General features: G+C 33.1%; 23 protein-coding genes. 6 read left to right on the forward strand and 17 right to left on the reverse strand.

Annotation, left to right across the window (positions count from 1 at the left end; genetic code table 11):
- Positions 1-27: 27 nt before the first annotated feature.
- The 6 genes from CIT01_08060 to CIT01_08085 form a co-directional block, all read right to left on the reverse strand.
- A complete protein-coding gene (locus tag CIT01_08060; GenBank protein ID AXV38153.1) occupies positions 28-1,320 on the reverse strand; it encodes a glucose-methanol-choline oxidoreductase in 1,293 nt (430 codons plus the stop codon).
- 2 nt (positions 1,321-1,322) lie between these two features.
- On the reverse strand, positions 1,323-1,919 hold the full coding sequence (locus CIT01_08065) for a hypothetical protein (protein ID AXV38154.1): 597 nt from the start codon (positions 1,917-1,919) through the stop codon (positions 1,323-1,325).
- Complete coding sequence (locus tag CIT01_08070; GenBank protein AXV38155.1) at positions 1,909-4,698, reverse strand: long-chain fatty acid--CoA ligase; 2,790 nt, start codon at positions 4,696-4,698, stop codon at positions 1,909-1,911. Before CIT01_08070 ends, CIT01_08065 begins: the two co-directional genes overlap by 11 nt.
- A 60-nt stretch (positions 4,699-4,758) precedes the next feature.
- The gene (locus tag CIT01_08075; protein ID AXV38156.1) at positions 4,759-5,988 is read right to left on the reverse strand and encodes a polysaccharide pyruvyl transferase; all 1,230 of its coding nucleotides are present in this window, start codon (positions 5,986-5,988) and stop codon (positions 4,759-4,761) included.
- 111 nt (positions 5,989-6,099) lie between these two features.
- A complete protein-coding gene (locus CIT01_08080) occupies positions 6,100-6,861 on the reverse strand; it encodes an endonuclease NucS (protein ID AXV38766.1) in 762 nt (253 codons plus the stop codon).
- A 190-nt stretch (positions 6,862-7,051) separates the two neighbouring features.
- Positions 7,052-8,119, reverse strand: a complete 1,068-nt coding sequence (locus CIT01_08085) for a TIGR00341 family protein (GenBank protein AXV38157.1) — start codon at positions 8,117-8,119, stop codon at positions 7,052-7,054.
- A 229-nt stretch (positions 8,120-8,348) separates the two neighbouring features.
- Here CIT01_08085 and CIT01_08090 point away from each other — a divergent pair, with 229 nt between their 5' ends.
- The gene (locus CIT01_08090; protein AXV38158.1) at positions 8,349-9,773 is read left to right on the forward strand and encodes a heat-shock protein HtpX; all 1,425 of its coding nucleotides are present in this window, start codon (positions 8,349-8,351) and stop codon (positions 9,771-9,773) included.
- 75 nt (positions 9,774-9,848) lie between these two features.
- Positions 9,849-10,628: a formamidopyrimidine-DNA glycosylase gene (locus tag CIT01_08095; GenBank protein AXV38159.1), complete on the forward strand. Its 780-nt coding sequence runs from the start codon at positions 9,849-9,851 to the stop codon at positions 10,626-10,628.
- Positions 10,629-10,655: 27 nt separating this feature from the next.
- Here CIT01_08095 and CIT01_08100 read toward each other — a convergent pair whose 3' ends face one another.
- Positions 10,656-11,015, reverse strand: a complete 360-nt coding sequence (locus tag CIT01_08100; GenBank protein AXV38160.1) for a hypothetical protein — start codon at positions 11,013-11,015, stop codon at positions 10,656-10,658.
- A gap of 98 nt (positions 11,016-11,113) precedes the next feature.
- Between CIT01_08100 and CIT01_08105 the strand changes: the two genes are divergently transcribed.
- Positions 11,114-11,350, forward strand: a complete 237-nt coding sequence (locus tag CIT01_08105; protein AXV38161.1) for a ferredoxin — start codon at positions 11,114-11,116, stop codon at positions 11,348-11,350.
- 41 nt (positions 11,351-11,391) lie between these two features.
- Here the strand turns inward: CIT01_08105 and CIT01_08110 are convergent, their stop codons facing one another.
- On the reverse strand, positions 11,392-11,823 hold the full coding sequence (locus CIT01_08110) for an HIT domain-containing protein (GenBank protein AXV38162.1): 432 nt from the start codon (positions 11,821-11,823) through the stop codon (positions 11,392-11,394).
- 421 nt (positions 11,824-12,244) lie between these two features.
- On the opposite strand from CIT01_08110, the gene CIT01_08115 reads away from it, so the two are divergent.
- Positions 12,245-12,688, forward strand: a complete 444-nt coding sequence (locus tag CIT01_08115; GenBank protein ID AXV38163.1) for a hypothetical protein — start codon at positions 12,245-12,247, stop codon at positions 12,686-12,688.
- On the opposite strand, the gene CIT01_08120 is transcribed toward CIT01_08115, so the two are convergent.
- The 4 genes from CIT01_08120 to CIT01_08135 all read right to left on the reverse strand — a co-directional run bounded on the left by CIT01_08120 (position 12,685) and on the right by CIT01_08135 (position 17,059).
- Positions 12,685-14,784: a hypothetical protein gene (locus tag CIT01_08120; protein ID AXV38164.1), complete on the reverse strand. Its 2,100-nt coding sequence runs from the start codon at positions 14,782-14,784 to the stop codon at positions 12,685-12,687. The genes CIT01_08115 and CIT01_08120 overlap by 4 nt on opposite strands.
- The gene (locus CIT01_08125) at positions 14,771-15,640 is read right to left on the reverse strand and encodes a metallophosphatase (protein AXV38165.1); all 870 of its coding nucleotides are present in this window, start codon (positions 15,638-15,640) and stop codon (positions 14,771-14,773) included. The genes CIT01_08120 and CIT01_08125 overlap by 14 nt, the downstream gene beginning before the upstream one ends.
- Positions 15,641-15,657: 17 nt before the next feature.
- The gene (locus tag CIT01_08130) at positions 15,658-15,939 is read right to left on the reverse strand and encodes a hypothetical protein (protein ID AXV38166.1); all 282 of its coding nucleotides are present in this window, start codon (positions 15,937-15,939) and stop codon (positions 15,658-15,660) included.
- Between the two features lie 148 nt (positions 15,940-16,087).
- Positions 16,088-17,059, reverse strand: a complete 972-nt coding sequence (locus CIT01_08135; GenBank protein ID AXV38167.1) for a hypothetical protein — start codon at positions 17,057-17,059, stop codon at positions 16,088-16,090.
- Between the two features lie 803 nt (positions 17,060-17,862).
- On the opposite strand from CIT01_08135, the gene CIT01_08140 reads away from it, so the two are divergent.
- A complete protein-coding gene (locus CIT01_08140; protein ID AXV38168.1) occupies positions 17,863-20,187 on the forward strand; it encodes a hypothetical protein in 2,325 nt (774 codons plus the stop codon).
- Between the two features lie 43 nt (positions 20,188-20,230).
- On the opposite strand, the gene CIT01_08145 is transcribed toward CIT01_08140, so the two are convergent.
- From CIT01_08145 to CIT01_08155, 3 genes are all read right to left on the reverse strand, one after another.
- Complete coding sequence (locus tag CIT01_08145) at positions 20,231-20,635, reverse strand: ferritin (GenBank protein AXV38169.1); 405 nt, start codon at positions 20,633-20,635, stop codon at positions 20,231-20,233.
- A gap of 14 nt (positions 20,636-20,649) precedes the next feature.
- Positions 20,650-21,057 (reverse strand): phenylacetic acid degradation protein, encoded by a 408-nt coding sequence (locus tag CIT01_08150; GenBank protein ID AXV38170.1) that lies wholly within the window; start codon positions 21,055-21,057, stop codon positions 20,650-20,652.
- A gap of 142 nt (positions 21,058-21,199) precedes the next feature.
- Positions 21,200-21,970 carry a hypothetical protein gene (locus CIT01_08155; GenBank protein AXV38171.1) on the reverse strand — a complete coding sequence of 257 codons (771 nt, stop codon included), beginning with the start codon at positions 21,968-21,970 and terminating at the stop codon, positions 21,200-21,202.
- Positions 21,971-22,242: 272 nt separating this feature from the next.
- Between CIT01_08155 and CIT01_08160 the strand changes: the two genes are divergently transcribed.
- Positions 22,243-23,658, forward strand: a complete 1,416-nt coding sequence (locus tag CIT01_08160; GenBank protein AXV38767.1) for a bifunctional metallophosphatase/5'-nucleotidase — start codon at positions 22,243-22,245, stop codon at positions 23,656-23,658.
- 72 nt (positions 23,659-23,730) lie between these two features.
- Here CIT01_08160 and CIT01_08165 read toward each other — a convergent pair whose 3' ends face one another.
- Positions 23,731-24,648, reverse strand: coding sequence for a quinolinate synthase (locus CIT01_08165; protein AXV38172.1), 918 nt, complete (start codon positions 24,646-24,648; stop codon positions 23,731-23,733).
- Between the two features lie 230 nt (positions 24,649-24,878).
- Positions 24,879-26,123, reverse strand: coding sequence for a hypothetical protein (locus CIT01_08170; GenBank protein AXV38173.1), 1,245 nt, complete (start codon positions 26,121-26,123; stop codon positions 24,879-24,881).
- Between the last annotated feature and the right edge of the window lie 66 nt (positions 26,124-26,189).

Below are 26,189 nucleotides of genomic sequence, written 5' to 3' on the forward strand. Positions count from 1 at the left end.
TTATTTAAGATCTTTTTAGATAATAAATCAACTTAATTGGAGAATTTTTCTAGAAACCCTTAAGGCTAAAGCTGCAGTTAAGAGCATGGTTGGCATTCCCTGTGATTGAGGAACCAGTGATAGGTCAGATATCCACAGATTATCTGGAGTGCCGTCAGGTTTCATTGAATTTGCATTTTTCTTATCGAGAGGTGCAGTTCCACCTAAATGTCCACCATTGTAGAGTCCGTTAATGTAGGGTCCAGAAACACCTGCTAATTCAAAAATTTTCAGGGCTTGAGCTATAGCTGCATTAAAACGTGAATGATCATTGGATGTTATCTCTTTTTTAACTGTTCCATCTTCATTAACGGTTCCTTTTTCTGTATCTGCTAATTTGACCATTAAACCTACCCGGTCATTAGTTGAGACATTTCTCCATGGTTTGTAAAACCAGTGCGAGAATATATCTAAATAAGGGGATAAAATATAATCTTCATGTTGAGTATACCATACCATGGGTGGTTCTTTTAATTGTTTTGATCCTTTAGAGATACCGCCTAGGGTTAGAACAATGTCTGCCCAGAGTTTATCTTGCACTGAAACTTTTGAAGATTTAAGTATCTGAGCAGTCCCAATCCCTCCTGCAGCTAATACTATGACATCTGCATTGATTCTATTAATATTTTCAGGGTCAGTTCCAGTTATAACTCCCATAGCTTTCCCATTCTCTATAACTACTTTTTTAACAGGTGTTTTTGTTTTCAGAACTGCGCCATTGTCTAAGGCTTCGTTTAAAAATGTTCTGGAATCCCACCGGGCACCAGAGGCACAGCCCATTTCACATAAGCCACAAGATTTACATTTCAGTGAATCTACAGCTTTGGGAGTTTTTTGGGGATTTAAACCCAATTCTTCTGCAGCATAAAACATTTTCCGGGTTGTAGGCCGCCACCTTTTAGGGGGAAATGTACTAATTATAATTTTATCTTCTAACTCCTCAAATTCTGGAGTCAAATCTATTCCCAATTCTTCCAGGCCCCTTTGAGTTCTGACAATATTTCCGCATGATAGTACTGTAGAACCCCCAGTTGTTATTCCCCTAACCAGTGCCAAATCCTTTTCTGAGCGAATTATGTTTATGGATGGAAACAGCTTAGAAATTGTTTGTTCACTTCCAAGTAAACCTAACCTTCTTAAAGGTTCAGCCCAAGTTAAAAAACGGGTGAAAGGCTTGAATTGTTCACCTGCTTCTAATATGGTAACATTATATCCATTTTTTGATAGTTCCATAGCTGCAGTTGCTCCTCCAGCACCGCTTCCTACCACAATTGCTTTCAAAGTTAAACATCCCCTTCCATTTTGATACAGGCCATGCATTCTGGCTCATTTTCAGTTATCCGTTTTTCAAATTTCATGTTGGCACCAGATGAAAGTCCGTGAAAAACCCCTTCATCTGCAGCACTTAAAACTCTGCAAGTGTCAGATGTATAGTAATCTGCTAAAGTACAGCGATTAACTATAAGAAATAATTTTTCACCTCTAGTTTCAAGGCGAAATTCTATTCCTAATACTTTATACAAAATTTTAGCAGCAAACTCTAAATCCTTCAAAGTATTTCCCACACCTAATCGCCTACGGGCGTCCAATCCCAAGTTTAAACCAACCTGATACATGGCCCTTCTACCTATTTCTATTCCTTTTGAGTAGCCATAAACATCAATTAGTTTTTTAACTTTCTGGTTATGAATAGATGCCATTTCTCCTCTTCTACCTTCAATGTCATTTTTTTTTAACTGATTCAGGTCAAACTTATCTTTTGTAGAATTTTCAAGCAGATTATCTAAGCCAGCAATTGTTGCGGTGGCAAGCCTATCTAATTCACGTATCATAATATATTTGGGAAGCCATAAGCTGGCCAGATACAACTTAAGGTTCATGCTTACCTCTACATTCACCAGAGTGAAGAATTTTTGATGATTTTTTCCCATTATAAAGATAATTTACAATGTCTTGATATCTTTTGGTAATTCCTTTTCTTTTCAGTTTCATATTCGCAGTTAAATCACCAGATTCGATGGATAAATCATTGTACAATACTGTCCATCTTTTTATCTGTTCAGGATTTGATAATTTTGAGTTTAGAGAAATAATGTTTTGATCCATTTTTTCGAAATTGACTTCCATGTCAGTTTCAATCCATAAAAGGGCGGAACAATATGGTTTTTTATCACCAACCACCATTGCTTCAGAAATATGGGGGATGTCCCGAAGTAGAGCCTCAATTTTTAGGGGGTTAATGGTTTTTCCATAAGAATTAATAATCACTTCCTTTTTACGGCCGGTAATTGTTAAATAACCTTCAGAATCCACAACTCCATAATCACCAGTTAAAAGCCATTCATCTTTAAACAAATGACTCGAATCTTTTTTAAAGTATCCTTTTGTTACCTGGGGGCCTTTGACCAGTATTTCACCATCTTCAGCAGTATCAATAACAGTTTCAGGCAGAGGTTTTCCCACAGTTCCTATTTTATTACTCCCAACCCGGTTAATAGTCACCAGAGGAGCTTCAGTAAGACCGTAAGCATTGTGGACTTCCACTCTTAATTCATGATAATCCGTTAATAGGTCATCACTAACAGCTGCAGATCCAACTATAAGCTGTGAACATCGATTTAAACCAGTTTTTTTAAGTAAAAATCTCTTTAAAATTTTTCCAAGAACCGTTTTTACATAACTGATCCCTGTTTTTAAGTATAGTTTACCAAACAGGTTAGATGCAGTCTGGGACCAAACTTTTTCATAAAAACGGGGAACAGAAAAGAATATAACTGGTTTAACTTTAGGCAGCGCATACTTTAAATCCTGAAAATTCTCCAAAAAATATAATTTCAATGGAGCAGGAGCATAATAGGGAGAGTAAGTCCCAAGAATGCCTTCAACCACATGATTCATTGGTAGAAAGGATAGATAAGACACTTCCTGGTTTCTATCCTTCCATGGGGGTAGTGATGCCAGAGTTTCTGCCATCCATCTAATATTATCATGGTCAAATACCACTCCTCTTGGTTTACCAGTTGTCCCTGAGGTGTAGCGTATGGTGGCCACATCACTGAAATTCACTGGAGCAGTTAAATTACACTTTTCATTTCTACCCACTTCCAGAAATTCCTTCCAGTTTAGAATGGATTGATTAAAACTTTTATTTTTATCAATAAAGGATATTAGAGGAATATTCAGTTCAAGTCGATTAATATCTTCCAAAATTTTTGGAGTACCTATAAAAAGAAGTTTAGCGTCGCTATCTTCTATAATTTGATTTATTTCATCCAGGGGACTGGTGTAATATAAGGGCACACTTACTCCGCCACACATCCCGATTGCTACATCCAAAATTAAGTACCGGGTACTGTTATATCCGACCAAGGCAACCCTATCCCCTTTTTCAATTCCTAAATGTTGGAGGGATTTTATTGCTTTAATTATGTCCTTTTTAATCTCGTCAGATGAAATTTCAATGCCTTTTCTATCTACAATGTCAAAATATTTAATTGGTCTAGAACGGCTTTTCAGTCGAAACATTACTTGTTCATGTATAGTTCGCTCACTGCGGTGGAAAAATCCATAACGCACTGCAAATTCCAGAATATTTGGTAGATACCTTTTCCAATCTAAATTATAAATTCCCAAAATTTCTTCAGTGTTATCCCTTAAGAACGCCCGGTTTTCATTAAAATAGGGCGAAAGGGTTATTAAAGTTTCAATTAAACGTTTATTTACAGGATTTAGATATTTTTTTATCCCTTCCAATCTATTAACTATTCCTGGGGGAATTTTAATAAATAACGACTTAGAAATTTTAATATCTAATTTTTCATAAGCCCATCTATTTACAAATTCGATCAGCTCTTTAATGGTTGGTAAAGAGTCATAAGGTGCAGTAAGATGGAATGTTTTCCCTTCAGCTCTCTTTTCAAAAGTTATAGTATTTACAGCTTCAGCAACGTAATCAACCGGGATCATATTAAGTTTCAATGATGAATCCACAGGTACAATCCATAGTTGTTGATTTAAATACAGGCGCAATAAAACGTAAACAGTATTAAATGTTTTAATATATCCTTTAGTTGAATCTCCTACAATCATACCCGGACGAATTATAGATTTAGGAATTATAGACTCTCTAACAACTACTTCAGATTCATATTTACTCTGCTCATAGTTGCTGGAAAAACCAAATTCATCGCTCAGGAATTCTTCCTTGATTGAACCTTCTCTTTTACCAGCCACATAGGCAGTGGATATATGAACAAAACGTTCCAATCCATGGTCAGCATGGACTTTCTCACCCAGTTCAATTAGGTTAGATGTTCCTTTAACATTAATTTTCCTCAGTTCATCTAATGGGGCATCTAATCTTAGATCCGCTGCGCTGTTTATAATGTAACTTAAATTTTTGATTAATTGGTCGTAATCATCTTCTTCAAGCCCCAAATATGGCTTTGAAATATCTCCTTTAAGAAGTTTAATGTCCTGTTTTAAAGCTTCTAAAATTTCCGGCCATTCCATCCATGACCTCATAAGGTGGTTTAAAGCTTGTTCATAAGTTTTTCCACGGACTAAAACTATGATTTTCTTCTTTTTTTCAATTAATTTCCTCATTATTTGGGTTCCTAAAAAACCAGTGGCCCCGGTTACTAATATTTGACCAGTCATTTTACAATACCTATTGTAATTTAATTTTTAATAACTCAATTTTAAGTATTAAATTGATTTTTAAAGATTTCCCTGCTTTATAAACCTGTTAAGAAGAATTGGATTTTCTCGAGCCCTTTCCACGTGCTGTAAGAATCCCTTCTTTAAAATCTTCCTTAGATCATTCGGTTTTTCTATTAACTCATGGGAAATTTTTTTTATTTTTTTCCAGGCATCTTTTTCTTCATAATCAATAAAATAATCATCATAAATTTTTAATTCTTGATAAAAAGTCTTTAAACGAGTGTCATGTCCTATTGCAATTTGGGGAACCGCTTTTTTCAAGGATAATACTCCTGCATGGTATCTGGAGGTGATTAGAAGATCAAGGTTTTGAAGGATACCTGTCATCTGGGAAGCATTATATTCACTGGAAGAAAAAATACGCACTTGTTTTCTATTTTTCATTTTTTCCAATACTGCACCAGCCAGTGGGTTATCCACATCTTCCATACAAATTAAAGCTATGTTTTTACCATATTTTTCAATGATTCCATCTGCCATATGAGCCCATCTATGAGCCAGTTTATCACTGGATTTTAGATGTTCTGGCGATCTGGAAAAATAGTAGGGCCATTTGTAACAATATTCTTTTTTACCCCATAAACGCATTTGCACTGGCCAGAGATGGAAATCCACCACGGCCAACCCAACAAATCCATTATTGCTGGTCCAAATTTTGTCTAAAAGTTGTTCATCTTCCTTGTAAATGTTGAAGGTAAATGCACAATCTGCAGTCACTTTCATGGGGGCAGTAACTCCTATTGATCTTAGGATTTCTGCTGCGGCATGGGTTCTGGTAATTATTAGACTGGTTTTACTGGCTTCTTTTTTCACTTTTTCCTGGTTAGATAGAGATAGATGTCCCGCATCTACACCGTAGGCTACACATGGTTTATTATGTTTATAGGCATATTTTGTACTCCATAGAAAGGCAGTAAGTAGTGCAGAACTCCAGGTGTCCATATAGCAGCTGCCTTCCACCAGAAGGATTAGATCATTTTTTTTAACTAGACGAATTAGAGATAGGTGAAAAATGCTGGGAATAGCTTTTATACGTATGTTAGGGCCTTCATCAAGATAACGCCTTAAATTTTTTTCATTCAATGTGGGAATGGTAATTAAAACTTCAGGGCCTAATAATTTTTTAACATCTTCTATTATGGATAAGAGTCGGGCTTCAGAGCCGGTGTTATTGGCGCCATTGTATCCTACCAGAAGTACCTTTTTAATTTCCTTATTTAATGTCATATCTACCTCGTTGAGTCATTTTTTAAATTGATTTTTATACTTTATTCATCTACAAATCTTGATCTATTTAAGATAATTATCTTTGAAATAAATTTATTATTTAACCAATATTTATTCTGATTTAGAGAAAAAATCCAGAGTTAGAGATTTGTCCTTTTCAAGTTCTCTGGGGGGTTCTAATTCTTTAAATTCTAATTCATATTTTTTCAGTAATTCTAATGCCTCATCCGTAACTGAAGGGGCTACCAATAATCCTCGAACTGGATTTTTATGATCTAAAAATGTGTCAATATATCTTTTTAATTGTTTTACTGCATTTACACCGGCACGCCGGCTTTTGAATTCTAAGATCATTAAATTTCCATTTTTATCTTTTCCCAATATATCTATAAACCCATTTGAAGTAGAATATTCTGTTGAAGTTGCCCTAAAACCACTTTCTATTATTTCAGGATTTTTATATACTAAATCCACCATATCTTGTTCGTATCCCGCTAATTCTAATGATTTAGTATCTGTTCCTATGTGATATGATGATATGTGGGCCTGGTATATTTCAACTTCTAATTTTTCTTTGGGTTTCTTTCTTGAACCAGTTATGGTTACTTTATCATCAACTAATCCCACTTTGAACTTTGTCTTGGGAGGCTGCCAGTTAACTGGCTCAAGATTTACATCTTGATGTATCAGGAATGAACCATCACTCTTTATAATAATAGTTCTCTCGCCTAATCCCAATCTACTAATTGCTCTGCCTTTGTATTGTACCTCGCAACATGCATTTAATATAAGAAAAGCTTTTTTGTTTAATGCTTCATCAATAAAATTCAACAATTCTTCTGATTTAAGATTTTTTTCTACCCTAAATTTCATATGAATTTTTAGGACGGCAAAAGTAATTAATTCTTTCATTTAATACTTTTAAACTGGTAAATCATACTAATATTAATTTTCATTATATTAATTATTATTTAAAGAGTAATACTAATATTATATTCTTAAAGGCAGATTATTAAGTAAAGATTGTATGTTGGTTAATCCTAATCTGCAAATTTTATTGTTTTTATAATTCAAGCAGGCTTAATACTCCTCTTCGACTCAAAATCGTTAATATAAAAAATCCCAGCAGGGATAACCATAAAATTAATGCTCCATATGTCATTTTTTTCGATCTTTTAAGTTTCACAGGATCAATAGGTCTTATTTTTTGTTGGTAAAAAGTTATTACGCCTGCGAGGTTTACACATATCAGGTTGACCAAAAATAATAGCAGTGCTCCACTAGCAAGATAAAAATTACCAGAGCCTATTAAAAGACCAAAACTAACCAGCGGCGGCAATAATGCAACAGCAACCATTACACCAATTAGGGTAGTTCTAAATCCAACTATCAACGCCAGAGCACCTACAATACCTGAAGAAAATGCCAGTGTGACACTTCCAAGACCTACACTAGTTCTTAATAGCAGTTCTGGGATGGAAGTATCCACAGGAAAGGTTAAACCCAAAAATATGGAGATGATCAGTGACGTGATAATTCCGACCATGGTAGTTTTTATACCATTTAAAGCCAGATCTACATCTCCCAGGACAGTTGCAAGTGATAAAGCAACATTTGGACCTAATAATGGGGCAATAACCATGGCACCTATTATAACTGCGACATTATTATTAAGAATACCAATGGAAGCTACAATTGAAGATAAAACAATCATTATAATGTAAATATTTGATGTTCGACTAATGTCCGAAACATCAGAATAAATTTCTTGACGACTCAACCTATCAGCAAGTTCTTGGGGTGTAAGACGTTCTAATAGTTCTTCAAGAATAAAACCCTCTTCCTCTTCGTCCTGACTATCTAATGAAAGATTTACTGGAGTTTCAGGCAGGGGAAGCGCGGCTTCAACAGGCATAAGAATGGTTCTAAAATCAGGTAAATGTGAAAATTCTTTTTGTAAAAAGTTTAGAATGGTTTCTGTTTTTTCCCGACGAATAAGAATATTAATCAGTACTTTCTCATCTGGAAGTTCCACATTCCAAGTGGCAAGAGCATTATACTTTTTTAGAATTTCATCCAGATTTCTCCCATTTTTCGCCGGAAGAATTAATAGGATCAGACGATATGCCATGATATTTTACCCCCACTTAAAATTTTAATTTAATAAGAATATATCTGGAGGTTATTAATTAAATAATTTTTAATAATTGAAGGATAACAGTATTTAATATCATTAAAAAAATATTTTGAATAAATAAGAGTTAAAACAATAATCATCTCATCAAAATTTCATAAGTAAGTAATTTTCAGGTTAAATGGAATTATTCTCCATATTCAATAACCCCATTAAAGGTTAGCTAATGTCGCATAAAGAACATTTTCAGATAGCTACTGAAGTTTCTCCTGCATACCTCAATGAAATTCTAGATTTTATGAAGAAATACTATCTGAAAGCACAGCCCGAAAACTTCTCCAACATAAAAGTTATCATGGAAAAGGGTGTTAAAGCTTTATTTTTCACCATAAAACCCCAAAAACGCCACGAAAACCAGGAAGTAAATGTGAAAGTGCTGGCAGAAAATCCAATAAGAGTAGAGGTAACCAGCTCCAAATTAAATAAAAAAACGTTAATTGAATTAAAAGAAGATCTCACTATTCTAATCCAGTTATACGAGGACAATGTAAGAAAATCCACGCTTTACTTTGCATGGGTTGAGGGAGAAGAAATAATTCCAGAATCTAAACCTTCCAAACGTAAAAAAGCTTCAAAAAGACTATTTGGGAGCAGTTTACTTCTATTATATGCATTATTTTTCATTTTTAACATTATACTATTTATTTTCTTTGGCCTTTATGCGGTTATAGGAATCTTAGGAATTCAACTTGTGATTGTTTTATTCGCCGATAAAATTCTTCTTAGAACGGCTGATTGGAATATCACCCCTGAAAATCCCTATGTTCACATTGTACAGTATCAACTGCCGGTGGAGGAATTTACAGAGTTCCAAGAAAAATTTGGTGAAGAAACCATTATTAAGATGAAGACGGAAATTTACAGTAAAACTTTGGAAAAAGGATTAGAACCGACTTGTGAACTGGGTGAGGAAATATTTTCCAAATATGGCTTTCAATGTAATCCTGAAGTTAAATCCAGCCAGAAAGTAAACATATACAGCATTGTCAAAGAAGCAGTTGAAAAATTTGACATGCCCATGCCCCAGATAGTTATCTCCAACAATATGCTACCTAACGCCGCTGCCACCGGTCCAAGTCCAAGTAGAGGCTTAGTTTTGATAACTACTGGCCTTTTACTCCAACTCACTGACGAAGAAGTTTTAACTGTAGTTGGCCATGAATTAGGGCATTTGCAGGGACGTGATCCTATAATACTATTTGGATTAGTTTCTGGAGAGTTTATACTACGTTTAACTATTTTACTTCCAATAGTTCTAATTTCACCATTAATATATCTATTTGTTGCGATGGGAATGATATTTTTCATTGCTAAATTCTTTGAAACCAGAGCAGATCTGATTTCAGCCATTAAAATTGGAAAACCCAAGGTCCTTGCAGAAGCTCTTAGAAAAATTGGCTACCAAAAGCTGCAACATGAAAGGGGATCTGCAACTAAGATTTTAGGATGGACCATGTGGGATCCTCATCCCCCTATCTATTTTAGAGTAGATAGACTGGAAGATTTAGAAGATCCATCCAGTATAAAATATCCTCTAATAGAATCGGCTAAAGATGTCTTCAGGGGATTTTTCAATGTTTTTAAATATTGATAACTGATTAAAATTTTTTTAAGTTTAGATTATTTGAATTAGAAATATCCAGATTAACATAAGTTAGGTGTTAATATGCCGGAATTACCCAGTGTCGAAGTTTATAAGCAGTATTTTGATTCATGTTCATTAAATCAGATCATTAAGAGTGTTAACTTCGAAAGCAAAGAAATATTAACTGAAAAACCCGCCAGATTCCGGAAAGTTTTAGATGGGTGTTGGTTTACTTCCAGTGGCCGTTATGGGAAATATCTTTTTGCCCATTTAGATAATGGTTACTCATTGATAATGCATTTTGGCATGACTGGCTTCCTGGAATATGATTCAATCCCCTTAAGAAATCCCTACAGCCGATTTTCCATTCATTTCCAGAATAAACATGTTTTAGCTTTTATTGACCCTCGAAAGTTTGGAAAGATAGGTTTGACCCGGTCAATTGACGATTTCATAACCAAAAAGAAATTAGGCCCTGACGCTCTTGATATAAGTTATCAGTCCTTTAAGGAAATATTTAAAAAGAGAAGGGGAATGTTAAAACCTCTCCTGTTGAACCAGAATTTTATTGCAGGTATTGGTAATTTATACGCAGATGAAATACTTTATCAAAGCAGACTACATCCCTTAATCCCTGCTGATGAATTAAAACCTTCCCAAATTAAAAAATTGTTCAGTTCAACCAAAAAAGTTCTAAAAAAGGCCATAGACTACATGGATAAACCTGAAAATTTGCCGGATTCCTATCTGCTTCCACACCGATACATTGGTGGTGAATGTCCCTGTGGAGGCAAGATCAACATTATTAAAGTAGGAGGAAGAACAACTTACTTTTGCCCTGAATGCCAGAAAAGTTTATAATAAGTCATAGATAACAGTGTTAACAAGTTATATCTGCTTTAAAAGCTGTTTAATGTTCAATTTATCAATATCCAATGGTTTTACTATATTGTACTTATATTTTAGCAAATCCATATCATAGGCATCTAAAACATCACTGAAATCAATCTCTTTATTTAGTTCTGGATTGTTCATTTTTTCGATTTCCATAATGCTACCTTTTAATACCTTTTCTGGATCTTTCAGTTTCATAAACTCCTGGATTAAGGTAGAATTATTAATGAATGGATCATCAAATTCTACACCGTTATAATAAAACTTTTTCATTAATCTGTGCTGTGATATTAATTTATAGATTATTACTAGCTGTTCTTGTAATTCCATTAATTCGTGTGGGCTTAAATCCATTTTATGGCTCCTTATTATATTTTTGATAAGATTAATTAATATGAAGAGAATATATTTATTTAGTTTTCTTTGATTTAAATTATAGGGGAGGTATTAATTTGACAGTACGAGTAGAACTGGATAGATCTATATGTACTTCCTGTGGAAATTGTGTGGATATCTGTTCAGAATTATTTGAAATGGCTGAAGATGGTTTCGCATACTTGAAAAACTCAGAAAATATTGATGAAAAACAAATAATTGAGTTAAAGGATGAAATGTGCAGCATAGATGCGGCTGAGTCATGTCCGGCCATGTGTATTTATGTATATGAAAATGGGGAAGAGTTAGTATAATCAAAAGTGATTAAAGAGCGTGAAAACCCATATTATTAGTTTTATTCCATATTATCCAATATTTTTTCTGTTATCTTTTCTCTAACCTGGGATGAAACTTTTTTTTCAGGACGGGGGTGCATGTAACCAAAATAAGGGTCATCGAAGGTTAAATCTTCAAATTCAACTTGATGATTGTAGCGGGGTATAAAATGCCAGTGTATGTGCGGATCAGGGGATTCTTTTAGGTATGATGAATTCATAAGACACCCCCAATTGAACATGGTTGCATTGAAAGTTTTTTTCAAGCTTTCTTCCATTTCCTCCACTAATAATGCAAATTCAGCCCATTCATCGTCTGTTAAATTAGATAGTTCTTTTGAATTCCTTTTTAGTGCTATGACACATGTTCCAATATTGCTCTGATTAGGAGCAAGAAATATAGTCCAGTAACGAGTTTCTTTAAGGAAACTACCATAATCATGATTTTTCATTTCTCTAACAATATTCACTTCCCTACTTAGGTTATAATTTTCAGATTTAAATTATTAATTAAATTGTTATTTTACTTTTTAAAATTTAAATAATTTGTTTGGTTTAAAAATTTTGGTTTTTGCACTCTTTTAAGAGGTATGATTCGTACTATAGTTTAATGGTTTTTTTTAAACCGCAATGAGATTCCCTATTTTAATTTGAAAAGTTCCTCTTTTTTGAGAAGAAACATATCGTTATATGTATAATTCTCTTTCCCTTCTTCAAATAAAATGATGTTTACTGAAATATTGTTTGATGTCTTACTCATATATTGGTTTCAAAACATTATGTCTAATAAAACAATCAAAAGATTAAAGTTTGAGGAGATTATAATATTAACTATTTAACTAACTTAACAATCTAACTAATGGGGGTAATTTTGTGAAGGCTGATATAGAAACTGAAAATGCTGTAAAAGACTTATTAGATCGTTATACTAAGGCTTATGCTGCTAAAGATTTAGATAAAATGATGTCTCTTTTTCCCGATGATCCTGACTTTGTTTTCATAGGAACCGGCGAAGATGAATGGGTACAAGGATATGAAGACTTAAAAAAAGGTTTTAAACGAGATTTTAAACAGGCAGATGAAATAGACGTAGGTTTCGAGAATCTTTTAATTTCTTCAAGCCAAAATGTGGTATGGGCATCCATGCGCATGATGATGAATGCGGTGGTGTCTGGAGAAGAAGTAATAATGGTGGGCCGTCTAAGCATAGTGGCTGAAAAACGAGATAATGAATGGTTTATAGTACATTTACACTTTTCTCTACCTGCAAGTGGTCAGGAAGAAGGAGATTCATACCCTGTGGATTTATATTTCTAATTTTTCATTTCCCATGAAGATTCTAATTGTGATTTAAGTACTTCGTGGAGTTTTTCTGCCCCAACAATCTCTTCATCACTTAAATCCCATGTGGAAGGATACATTATAAATGGTTTTGTTTGGTTCCCGCCTAAACCTCCATGACTTCCTATCAACTCTTCAAAGGCGGCTACCTCATTTTTTTCTTTATCATAAAAACTGTTAACTAAAATGTCAGGGACGTATTTAAAACTATCTGTTCTTTTAAGGTGATGAGCAGCATTAGGTCCAAAGTCTTTAAGGGGATTAACTCCTTCTACAGTATCATCCGAGAGATAATAAATGCCTTGACTACCAATTACTAACGGACCGAAACTTTCTGAACGAATCATCAGAAATCCTATACCTTCATGATTGGCCAGTCCTGGTATTAAATCAGGGAAATACTGGTTGATCATTTCATAGGTTAATCTTTTTTCCCATTCTGTAAAATAGATTAAACCCAAGTTTCCAGAAGCTAGAACTATCATTTGTGATTCTTCAGCACTAACTGGCTTAATATCTTCTTTTTGTTCTTTTGGGTAGTTATTGATGTACTTTAGTAACCTTCCTTTAACGTGTTTATTCTCATTAATAGTTTTAAAAGCATTGTAGGCGAAATCTTTACTTTTATCAGTGATCTGGTCACTTCTGGTCTTTACATACTCTTTACTATTGTTTATGGGGTCAGTTATTATCTGGCCAAAATGGTCCTGATTTGAATCAAATTCACTGTGGATCTTAAAACCGCTAGGCAGCAATCTACGAACTAGTTCTTCTAAGTCATAGCCATAACGTTGTTTAAATGTGGCTCCATTAGTTTGACCGTGATCTGATTGTACTATCAAATGATATGGTCTTAATTCAAATTTAAGTGCATTTTCAAGTCTTTTGAACTGTTTATCCAGTCCCTTTAATGCATAAAATGCGTCGTCATCTTCAACTCCAGAGTGGTGAGCTATCTCATCATAGCCAAGATAGGTCACATAAGCTGCATCAATTTTCCCGGCGAATACATCTCCAATAAGAGTATATGTGGTTATTTCTCTTAAAAACACATTAGCTGCTGCTCTAACAAATAAATATATAAAACTACGTTTCAGACGAGGTTTTACATCTTTCCGCCATTGTCTCCACCTGGAACTGACTTCCATAATTATGTCCCAGAAAAATAGTACTATTGTACGCCCAAAATTAGATGGATTTGAGTAGAAATAGTACCACGTACTATTATAAAATTTTTTCAAATCTTTAAGTGTGCTGTATGTAAAAATAACGTCTCTAGCGTCTCCTGAAAAGAGATTAGTACGGCTGGCACCGTTTGTTGAAAGAAGACCTTCTCCATTGGAGATACGTTCTTCTATTATGGGGGCATCAGAAAGTCCAGTTGAAACCATAACTTTATTGTTATTCTCTTTTTCCACCCATCTAAAAGCAGGAATATCTTTGTTTTGTCCGTGGAGTATTCCTGCCTGACTGGCACCAGTTTGACTGGAAAGATCAGTTTCCCATTTTTTGATTTTGTGGTTACCTTCCTCCAGCCACCTTTTAAGAGTGGGCATGTACCCTTTTTTGATTGCCTTTTTTAATGTCTCTTCAGCAAGTCCATCAATCTCTAAAAATATAAAGCCTGGTTTTTTTCCAGAATGGTTTTTGTTTCTATTTTTAAGCCTGTTTCTTAGAACATTACGATAATAAGATGCATCATCATCGGCAGTTAAAATTGCAGAGACTAAAGTATTAATTAATGCAAGTCCTAATGGTACCAGAAACAGAGCCCCTCCATCTATACTGATACCGGGAATAATTTCACTAACCACCCATATTACAAGGCCATTTAATAGAAGGGAACCTATACCCACAGTAAAAACTAGGAAGGGAAGTAAAATTCTAGATAATATGGGCCAGAAAAGGGCGTTGATTAAACTTACTATACCTATAACTAAGATTGCAGTGATTATATTGTTAACGCTAAAGCCAATATCCAGATAAGTAAGTAATATGAGTCCCAGAGCTTCGCTTAACCATATTACCATACCTCTAATAATAAACATAAAAAAATCTTTATTGATCTTCATCAGTTGATAACTCTGGACTTTCTAATATAAATACAGTTATCTCAGGAGGGCAGTTAATTCTAAGCCAGAAAACATTGGTTCCCAGACCACGTGATGTATACTGTACCATGTCACCTACCTGATATTTACCCATAGGATATTTAATGAAATGAGGACCGCGAATAAAAGTCCCAATACCCGGTATAACAAATTGGCCTCCGTGTGAATGTCCGGAAATTTGTAAGCTGAATCTTCCAGTAGTAGAACTGATATCTGCAAAATCAGGTTCATGTGCTAAAAGGATCGCCGGCCCAGCATCGGGTATGATATCCATAACTTCATTTAAGCGGTGTTTTTCTAACATTACACTGTCAACTCCAGCTATGTGTAGGAGTGAACCATTTTTTTTTAGAGTATAAACATCATTACTTACATCGACGATACCATTCTTTTTTAGAACATTTCTTATTTTATCTGCGCCCAACCAGTGGTCATGATTCCCTAAAACTGCAAGTGAGACATCTTTTGGATTTAGTTTATTCAAGCAGTCACTTAAATCCTTCAAAACACCATCAATTTCATATGAGACAAAATCTCCGGTTATGGTAACCATGTCTGGTTTTTCCTTATTAATCAGATTGATTACACCATCTAAACGGGTAGGGGTCAACCATTGCCCTAAATGAATATCTGCAATATTAATTATGCGGTAATTATGGAATTCTGGACCCAAATTAGGTATGGTAACTTTTATGGTAACTATTTCGAAATCTTCCGGTTTAAATTTGTGCCGGCCCATTTTGGAACGGGCTTTATCCATAGAATACTGCATTTTCTGTCTGTACTTTAGAGCTTTTGGTTTATCACTTTTTTTCATTCAAATCTCCAAATTAGTTAATCTTCTTCCAGAATACTGGAAATATAGGCAATCATTTCTATTTCTTCCCTGGCCTTGTAATCATCAAATCTTTCATGAGATTCTTTACTTTTAAAAGGGTAATACTCGCTTTCAAAGTACATAGTTAAATAGATGTTTTTGTCTTTTACTTCCAATTCTTCTTCCAACTTGTTAACAATTTTCTTTCTGGTCAGAACATTAATATCTGAAATTTTATATTTAACATAATATCTTTTGGAATCCTCTAAAAAACCATAATCCACCACGTTTACTTCCATAAAATCCCTTCGAAGAATTAAGTTACCTATTAAAAATTGTAGTAATTATTTTATGAATTAAATATAATATAACTTTCAATCTATTCCAGACTAATTTTTACTGGAAAATTAATATATTTAAAATATTCTTCCAGAGAACATTGTAATCTCAAATTCGACTTAAAAACTCTTTTATAACTTTTTCTGCTTTTATTAATTCATTAATTCCCAGATGTCCTTGATTTGAGTCATATAAAAATAATTGTGAACTTTTTATGGCTCTGTGGAGTGGGATTGTATCTGTTTCTGGAGGAAATAACTGGTCCTGTTTAACCCCAATTATAAGTGTTTTAGCCTCAATTTTGATGAGATCATCTTTAATATTAAAGGAGTTGGCAGCATGGTTTCGCCATAATATGTCATTAGCATCTTTTCTTTGACCTTCAATTCCCCTTTCTATTAAGTTACTATATAAAATGTCATTGGTTTCAAATTCTTTTTTATAATAATCCGGTGAAAAAGCAAATAAGTAAAGCAGCATAGAAGCATTTTCAACGGCATTTCTAGGATTAGATTCATATTTTCCATTTTTATAATCGGGATCTCGTTGAATAAGTAGATTCATTAAACTGAAAATTGCAAAGTTCCGGCCTTTGGTATCAAAACCAGTAACAATGGGCATTATAAAATCCATGAAATCAGGATACTCAGTGGCCCAAGTCAAGGTTAAAAAACCTCCCATTGAAGTTCCGATAACTCCTCTTAATTCTTTCACATTTAAATTTTCATTTAAAAGTCTGTACTGGGCATTGACCATGTCTTTAATTGTGTATTGGGGAAATTTTACTCCTATTTTAGTAGTGGAAGGTGAAGAAGATCCTGGCGAGCCCAGAGCAGTGGTACTTATAACATAATATTTGTCAGTATCAATAGCTTTTCCAGAGCCAATTATGTCCTTTAAACGATCGATTGACGAATAATCCCCAGACCAACCATGTAAAAATAAAATAACATTGTCAATATGCCCCTTTTTGTCTATTTTCTTTTTTCCCCGGGCGGCATATTCTATTTCTATTTCCGGTAAAATGTCCCCTGAAGCAAATTCAAAATTAGTAATTTTTTCATATTGTGGATTTAACATGTTAACTTTCCTTTGATTTATTATAGTTTTACTTCACTTAATTAATTTCAATTTTTGTGAGTAAATAATTTAATTTTTTGATATTATTAATTATTTAGGGTAATTAAAAAAGTTTTATACTAATCTATTTTAGAATATTCTAACAAAATATTGTCGAAATTTACAGATTTAAAGTTCTTTTTATAGTTTTCAAAGGTTTTTAACGTTAATTGTTAATCTTATTCCATTTTTAATAGGTTATATGGGAAAAATTTTCTATAGGTTTTTCTATGGGTATGGTTTGAGTTGCAGAATATAATCATATCTTAGAAATGTCAGATATTCCTGAAAATTTTGTGAAATCAGTTTTATTAAATAAATAAATAATAAATCCTATAAATAGGCTTAAACCATTTCATTTTTTGATTAATAGTTTTAAATTTAATCTATTTTTATTAAAAGAATTTTCATTCTGACTATAATCTAAATTAGAAATTAGATATGGTAATAATTTATCTAAACACTTTAAATATTCTAATAATGAGAGTAATACTAATTTTTTGGATTAAAAAAGCACAAATAGTTCCTTAATTCTTAAAAAAAATAATTAAGGTAATACCTCTCTTTATAATTATTTTAATTCCTTTAAATAAAGTCTTAAATTCAGAAAAGAGTTCTATCAGTCCATTTTTTTTGAAATAAAAACAAAATATTTATATATTATTGAAGTAAAGAAGTTTAACCGTCCAAAAAAATTGTCAAAGTTGGCAGTTTAAATATATGGACGAGGGGGCGTTAGAATTTCGAGAAAAGTAATTTTAGCAATGATATTCATGCTAAGTGTATCATTGCTTGGTTCGAATAGCATCTACGCCAACACAGATGACCAACAACCTTTAGAAAATATCTTAGGTTCAGATGTCGGTAGTGATGAACTTGATACTAATGATACCAACACTGATGATCAGCCACCTTTAGAAAATGGTCTGGATTCAGATACCAATGAAGATGAACTTGATACTAATGATACCAACATCACTGATGAACAACCTATAGAAAATGGTTTGGATTCAAATGATGTTGAAGAGGAAACTGGTACTAAAAATAGTACTGGTACTACGAATAATGATTCAGAGAACATTCAGGAATATGCAGCTGCAGGCCAGGAAGTATACGAAAATATGCAGGGCTTTTGGTTAAAACCAGAAGATGTTAGCAAGATTAACGTTACTACCTTACAAACGGCAGGTATAACAGATATATTTCTTTTAACTAAGGGATATAAGTATACATATACCAATCAACTTCAAACACTCATAACTAAGTTAAAAGGAAGCGGGATCCGTATTCATGCATGGATAATATGCTTTTTAGATAGCAACGGTAAATGGGTGGATCCACAAGGTAAATACAGCTACCAGGTAAAAGTTCCAGTTACATCCAAAATAAAAACAGCCTATAAAGTTTACTATAAAAAATGGTACAAAATTCCCTATAAAAAATGGTACAAAAGCTGGTATAAAAACTGGTACAAATCCTATGGGCACTGGAAATATGTTTGGAAATCCACTTGGAAATCCATTACCTCTTACAAATGGACTTACAAATGGAAATATACAACCAAATATAAATGGGTAACTAAAACTACCTATAAATATCAAACCAAATACGGTACAAGTACTGCATTTAATGATGCTCTAATAAACACAATATCAAGTATTACCAAAAATTATGATATAAGCGGTATTCATCTAGATTACGTACGATACCCAGGTACAGCTTACAAACACGATAATAGTGTTGAAAGCATAACTTCATTTGTAAAACGTGCTTACAACACAGTAAAATCAGTTAAAACCAAAGTTAGTGTATCTGCAGCAGTAATGCCAGAAAAATCAGTGAATGCAAAATATTACGGCCAGGATTATGCTAAACTCTCACAGTACTTAGACTTTTTGGTACCAATGGTTTACAAAGGTAATTACAATCAAGACACAGATTGGATTGGGTCAACTGTGAAATATATTAAAGACCAAGCTGGTGGTAAGCCAGTAATTGCTGGATTGCAGAGTTATAGGTCAGATAGTAATGTAGTTCCTATACCTGCTTCAGAATTAGATAATGATATTGAGGCTGCTTTAGATAACGGAGCTTCAGGATTTGTATTGTTCCGTTACGGCTTAATTAATCAACAATTTTTCAGTACTGATTCCGCGGGTTCTGCTGACTCGTATGTAGCTGATTCAACAACAATTAATGAAATAAAGGTTGCAGCTTCAAAAGTAAAGACTTTTATTGAAACAAATAAAAGACTTCCCAATTATGTGACTTTATCTGGAAGACAAATTGGCATGGCTGAATTTTTATACATGCTGGTTTCTAGTGTAGTTCAAATAAATCAAGGAACCTCCAATCCTATAAAATTCAGAGAATTTGGAGAAGCTCCAAATCCCAGTGGAAACACTATAGTCGCCAATATTTATAAGAAAGAATATGTGAAGATTGCAAATAATCTGAAGAAATTCTTAGAGTCACATAATAGAGCACCAAATTATGGAATATACTCAGCAGGAAAATTAGACTATAACAACATGGTTTATAGTTTCTCAAAAATAATGGACTTCTACAATTCCAAGAAGAGATTACCTAACTACGCTATAGTTAACACTAAAAAAATCAACTTTAAAGAGGTAATTCCGCCTGAGTTGAAACCATATCTCATTGCCACCAACAATTGTCAGGTTAATGATGCTGCAATAAAATCATTAGCATTGTCAATAGTCAATGGGGCTGGTTCAAATTATGAAAAGGCAGATAGAATATTCAGATGGGTCAGAGATAACATTAGTTATACCTTCTATTATAACACCAAATACGGCGCAACAGGTATGTTAAAAACGAGAAATGGAAATTGTATAGACCACACCCACTTAATGATTGCACTGGCCAGATCAGTAGGAATTCCGGCAAGATATGCCCATGCACAATGTGAATTCTCTTCAATGACCGTAGGACATGTGTGGGCTGAGTTATATGCGAATGGTGCTTGGTATACAGCAGATGCAACCAGTTCAAGAAATACATTAGGCGTTATGCAAAATTGTAAAATATTGTATTGGAAAGGTCGCTACGCACAATTACCTTTCTAATATTTTTTTATTTTTTTTAAAATTAAAATTAAGAGAAGATATTCTATAATTCTTCTAATCTCATCCTAAACTCTTTGCGATGTCTTTTTTCCTCATCTATTATATGTTTAAGGACTCCAATCACTTCTTCATCGTTTATAACTTCTATTTGATGATTGTATTTGTCAATACCTTCTGTTTCAAGTTGGATCTGTCGTTCAAGCTGACTTTTCAAATTATCCCCACCAAAATCAAGTTCTTTATGTTCCATAGTGGGTTTTCCTCCTCTTTTAGTGATAAGATCAGCCAACCACCACATATGTCTCATTTCATCTACAGAAATGGCCTCTGTAACCCTGCTGGAGTCACAATTTTCAATGACAAAGGAATTATATGCATAGATCATGGTTGTTTCGAGTTCTCGGACAAAATCTTCGTTTAACATTCTTATTATTTCTTCTTTTTCCATTTTAGTACCCCAAATTATTCTTTCGTTAAGTTCAATTTATCTTTTTTACGGTAGGCCATTCCCTGGAAAATAGCAATAATATCCCCTCTTTGATCTTTGATCTTCACAGTATATGTGGCAATTTTTGGGTTTATAGAAATTTCTTCAGCTTCTGCTAATAAAGTTCCTTTGTATGCAGCTTTCATAAAAGATATATGGGCATTTATGGCCACACTTACATTTCCATGTGAATTTGCAGCAGCAGCAAATGTAAAATCTGCCAGGGTAAAAATAGCTCCTCCGTGGACGGTTCCCAGACTGTTAAGATGGCCCTGTTTTATCACCATTTCTGCTTTTGCTTTACCTTTATTTGCTTCAATTAGTTTAATGTGATTCTTACATGCAAAATTATCATTTTCAAAATATTTTAATAGTTTTTCCATTTAAAAAACCTTTTCAGTTCTTCAATAGTTTAGCAAATACTTATTAAATGACTTTTATGTTCTTTATTATATTAAAATTTAAATTAGAATATAAAATTTGTAATTTACTAATTAATCTCAGTTTTTTAAGAATGAAAAAGGTTTAAACCTGGTATTTATCCAAATATTCATCTAAATCATCAACTTCATAAAGATTTATTAAATTTAAATGCTCATCGTGATCTTTTTTAATTTCTTTTAGTTCTGCATTTGAAATTATTTGTTTACGATCAAGTAACTCAATAAGCATCTCTTGGGTGTTAATGGATTTCGAAAGCATTTTTTTTATATTTTTAAATTCAGCAGAAAAATTGTCAGGATATTTAAAATCACCATCAAATTTTTCAATAAGGGTTAAATGACATTTTATATTATTTTCATCGGTTTTTGACCATAATACTTTTTCTAATCTCATTTTTTTCATTTTTCTGGATATACCTGACCTGACCACAGAAAGATAACTATCCTGGTTCATCCATTCTTTAATTTCCTGCAAATCTTTTTCTTTAATAATGCTATTAGCTTTTATTGCTAGTTTGTCCCCTCTAGATTCATCAATCACTTCTTCATATAAATAAGGATTAAATTTAATGTCATTTACCACAAGTTTTTTTATGTTAAGTACTTCTATTTCTTCAATTTCGAAGATATAACGCACCACAGGATTTCCTTCAGTATAATAATAGGATGAACTGAGTACTTTCCATCTTTTTTTATCTTCTACTGAATGGATAATTTTAGGAATTTTTATGGGATTATACACTTGAAAATGAATCTTTAACTTTTTTAAACTCAATTCTGAATGTTTAGATTTGAATATTTCCTCTTTTTCAACTTCTGCTCTCACTTCATGCCCTTCTACTGTAAAAAACATTCCAATTCCCCTAAGTGTATGAATAATAATTGATTAGTTTTTCCTAAATTTACTAGTATGATTATAAATTACATAATCTTAAATTTATCTCTAAATATTTTTCAAAGAAAAAAAATCTGTTCTTTTAGATCTTGTCTTCTAAAGCGAATAATACCAAATTTTTTAGATATGATCAAAAATTTTATTAATTTTCCACTACATATCATACAATATCCATTTATATAAGACGGGGGATTTTTATGTCTTTTAATTCGAATTTAACAATTTTTCAGATGAATGACAGCCATGCGTATTTCGATCTGCATAACGAATTATTTTGGAAAGGTTCTAAACCGGTTTATAGAGAAGTTGGAGGTTTTGCAAGGATAAACTCGATTTTTAATCAGGTTCGTCAGGACCAACCAGACCAGGTATTAGTATTTGATTGTGGTGACACTATACATGGAACCTATGCTGCAGTTAAATCTAAAGGTGAAGCACTAATCCCTATCCTCAATGAAATGAATTTTGATGCAATGACTGCCCACTGGGAATTTGCTTATGGACCAAAACAATTCATGAATATAACTAGAAAATTAGATTACCCCATGCTGGCTGTCAACTGTTATAATGAAAAAAATGATCAATTAATTTTTAAACCGTATCATACTATGGAAAAAAACAATTTAAGATTGGGAATTATAGGTATTGCTGCTACTATTGTTGATAAAGTCATGCCGACTCATTTTAGTGAAGGCATTTATTTCACTCTGGGAAATGAAGAATTAAGTTATTATGTTGAAAAATTGAGAAATGAAGAGAAAGTTGACATGATAATTGTCATATCCCATCTTGGTTTTCCACAGGAAGTTAAATTGGCAATGGAAACCGAAGGAATCGATGTTCTACTAAGTGCACATACTCACAACCGTTTGTATAAACCAATCATGGTTAATAAAACTGTAATTATCCAGTCAGGATGTCACGGATCCTTTGTAGGGAGGTTAGATTTGAATATACAAGGAGGTAAGATTAAAAACTTCCATCATGAACTCATAACAGTTGAAAAAGATATTGAAGCTGATCAAAGAATAGAAAAAATGGTAGAAAGGAATATGAAGCCCTACAAGGATTATTTAAGTCAAGTTGTAGGATATACTGAAACAGGACTTAATAGAAATACTGTGTTAGAATCTACAATGGATAATTTTCTTTTAAACAGCTTGTTAAATCAAGAAGATGCTCAATTGGCTTTTTCTAATGGCTGGCGTTATGGGGCACCAGTACCTCCTGGTAAGATTACTATAAATGATCTCTGGAATATAATACCAGTTAACCCTCCAGTTTCCACTGTAGAGTTAGAGGGTCGGGAAATCTGGCAGATGATGGAAGAAAATTTAGAGAGAACCTTTTCATCTGATCCCTACAAGCAGATGGGAGGTTATGTGAAAAGATGTGTGGGATTGAATTTATACTTTAAAATTGAAAATCAAAATGGAATCCGGATACAAGAGATATTTATCCAGGGCAAGCGTCTGGAAGCAAAAGAAAAATATAAGGCAGTCTTTGTGACAAGCCAGGGTGTACCTGAAAAATACGGCGCTAAACGGGAAACAACAGATACAAATGCTATAGATTCCCTAATTAACTACTTAGAATATAATAAAAGTGTTAAAGCGGATCTACTAGGTACCATAACTCCGGTGTGATACTTGAACCACTTTTATTTTGTGATTTTTTTTAAGTATATTTTTTAAAATAAATTTATTTTAGAAAATTAATTAGGAAGATACGGAGATCATCCTTTCTATGGCCTTCAAAGCTCTTTTTGCAATATTTTCTGGGACTTTAACCACATATTTTTCAGTTTTTATTGATTTTAGCACGTTTTCAAGGGTGTGAAGTTTCATGTTTTCACATATAGCATCTTCAAATGCGGGTAAAATGGTTTTATCTGGATTTTCTCGTCTAAGTCTAGTTATTAAATCGATTTCTGTGCCAATTATAAAAGTATCTTTAGATGAGTCTGCCACATGGTTTATCATACCGCCGGTGCTTAATATATAATCAGCATATTCCTGAACTTCTGGATCACATTCTGGATGTACTAATATTTCTGCGTTAGGATATTTTTCCTTCAAAAACATTAAATCGGCCACATTGAACATTTTATGAACGTAACAATATCCTTCATCAGGGATGGGGATAATTTTTTTATCTGTGTTCTGGGCCACGTACCAAGCTAAATTGTTGTCAGGGCCAAAAAGAATCTTTTTCTGAGGAAGACTTTCAACAACCTGTACTGCGTTGGAGGATGTGCATAAAATGTCTGCCTCTGCTTTTGCCTCTGCTAATGTATTAACATACAAAACCACTGCCGCGTCGGGGTATTGTTTTTTTGCTTTTCTAACTTCACTTGCAGGGAGCATGTGTGCCATGGGACATTCTGCTTCTGGGTCTGGAATTACGATCTTTTTTTCTGGATTCAAAATAGCTGCAGTTTCAGCCATGAAATCTACACCGCAAAATATAATCAAATCTGATTCTTTAATTTGAGATGCTTTTATGCATAATTCCAATGAATCTCCAATAAAATCTGCTATTTCCTGTATTTCCCCTTTTTGATAATTATGGGCTAAAATAATTGCATTTTTTTCTTTTTTAACATTTATTATTTTTTTTTGAAGCTCATTTAACATTATAATCGTGCCTGTAAAATTTTAGAATGTATTGATCCTGTATAATGAGATTATCAGGATTTATGAAATATTATATAAAAATTTTATACCTATTTTAAGAACGTGAAACTATTTTTAATTACTATAAATTGTATTTATGATTTATAAATATTTTTTATATTACTATGATTATTTTTTAGAGAGTTTAAAATGAAAATATAAAAAAAATTAGATTCTAATTTTTAAATGTCTCAATTTAGTAGATTTATTAGTTCTGGATGTATTTTCTTTTTAATATCTAATTCATCCATTGCATTTCCATATGATTTTTTAATGACATTGAATTCTGGCCTTACCATTCCTCTGAATGCTTCGTAACCCATCACTTTACCATAATTCTCGGTGATTATATCAATTATTTTACTGAAATCATTGACTAATATTTCTTCTCTTGCTTCGAGTGTTATTTTATGGGCGTTATCTCGGATGGTATCAAAATTTATAACTGAGTTTGTTTTCACATCAACACCAAATAAAAGCTTTTTACAAGATTTTAAAGGCAGAAATTTTTTGGTTAGTCCTCTGGCTGGTGCTACTCCCATTATTTTACTAGCTCCCATGGACATTGCCAAAAATATTGCTTCATAAATATCTAAAATTAATTCAGACCTCTTTTCAGCATCTTCAGGAACTTTTACATGATCGGGGAGTTGGGGAAATGAAATTGGTGGTTTAATTGAGGGTAATGTCTCTTTTTCAGGAAGTTTTTCTTCTTCCAGTTTTTCAGATACCTCTTTTATTTCTTCAACAGTACTTTTAACTGGTTCGGTGGAAAGAGTAAAATCTTCAGTTAACTTTTCGACAATTTCTTTTTTTGCATCTTCTCCTGATTCAACACTTGGAACTTCATCTTCAATAGATAATCCTTTTTTTTCACTTATTAAAGTTTCACTAGCTCTTATTGGAGTTTTAGCTAGGGCTGGGCTTGATTCTGGTTCTGATTTACTTATTGGTTGGCGATTGATAATTTTTTCAGATGCAATTTTTTCTGTTGTTTCAGATGGTGTTGTAGTTTCTGTAGGTATTGGTTCTTTTTTATAATCTGCCTCTGTGGATATAACTAAATCCTTAGAAATTTTTAATATTTTTTCAGCTGCCCTTTTTGCAGATACCATTACCCATCCAACATTAGCAGATAATTCCATTAGTATTATAAAATTTACTTTGTCTAAATCTAAAAAAAGCGCCTTTCCATTGGCAGATTCAATTAGAACTCTTTCGATTTTTCCTTGCTCTGAAGAGTTCAATAATCTTTCTGATGAGTTTACTATGACGTTGGACATAGATCCAAATAAATCAACATCCGTATAGCGATGCATTCGATGACAGATTATTCTACTAGAATTATCAGCAATTAAGCTACCATCAACACCATCAATTCGTTCTAAATCAGTTAGAACTTCTTCTAATTCTTTTTTAACATCTAAAACGTTCATAAAATCACTTTATTAAGTGAGAAGATATTATTATTACTGATAATATATGTGTATTATTAACATTTT

The organism is Methanobacterium sp. BRmetb2 (genome assembly GCA_003491285.1).
Lineage (GTDB): Archaea > Methanobacteriota > Methanobacteria > Methanobacteriales > Methanobacteriaceae > UBA117.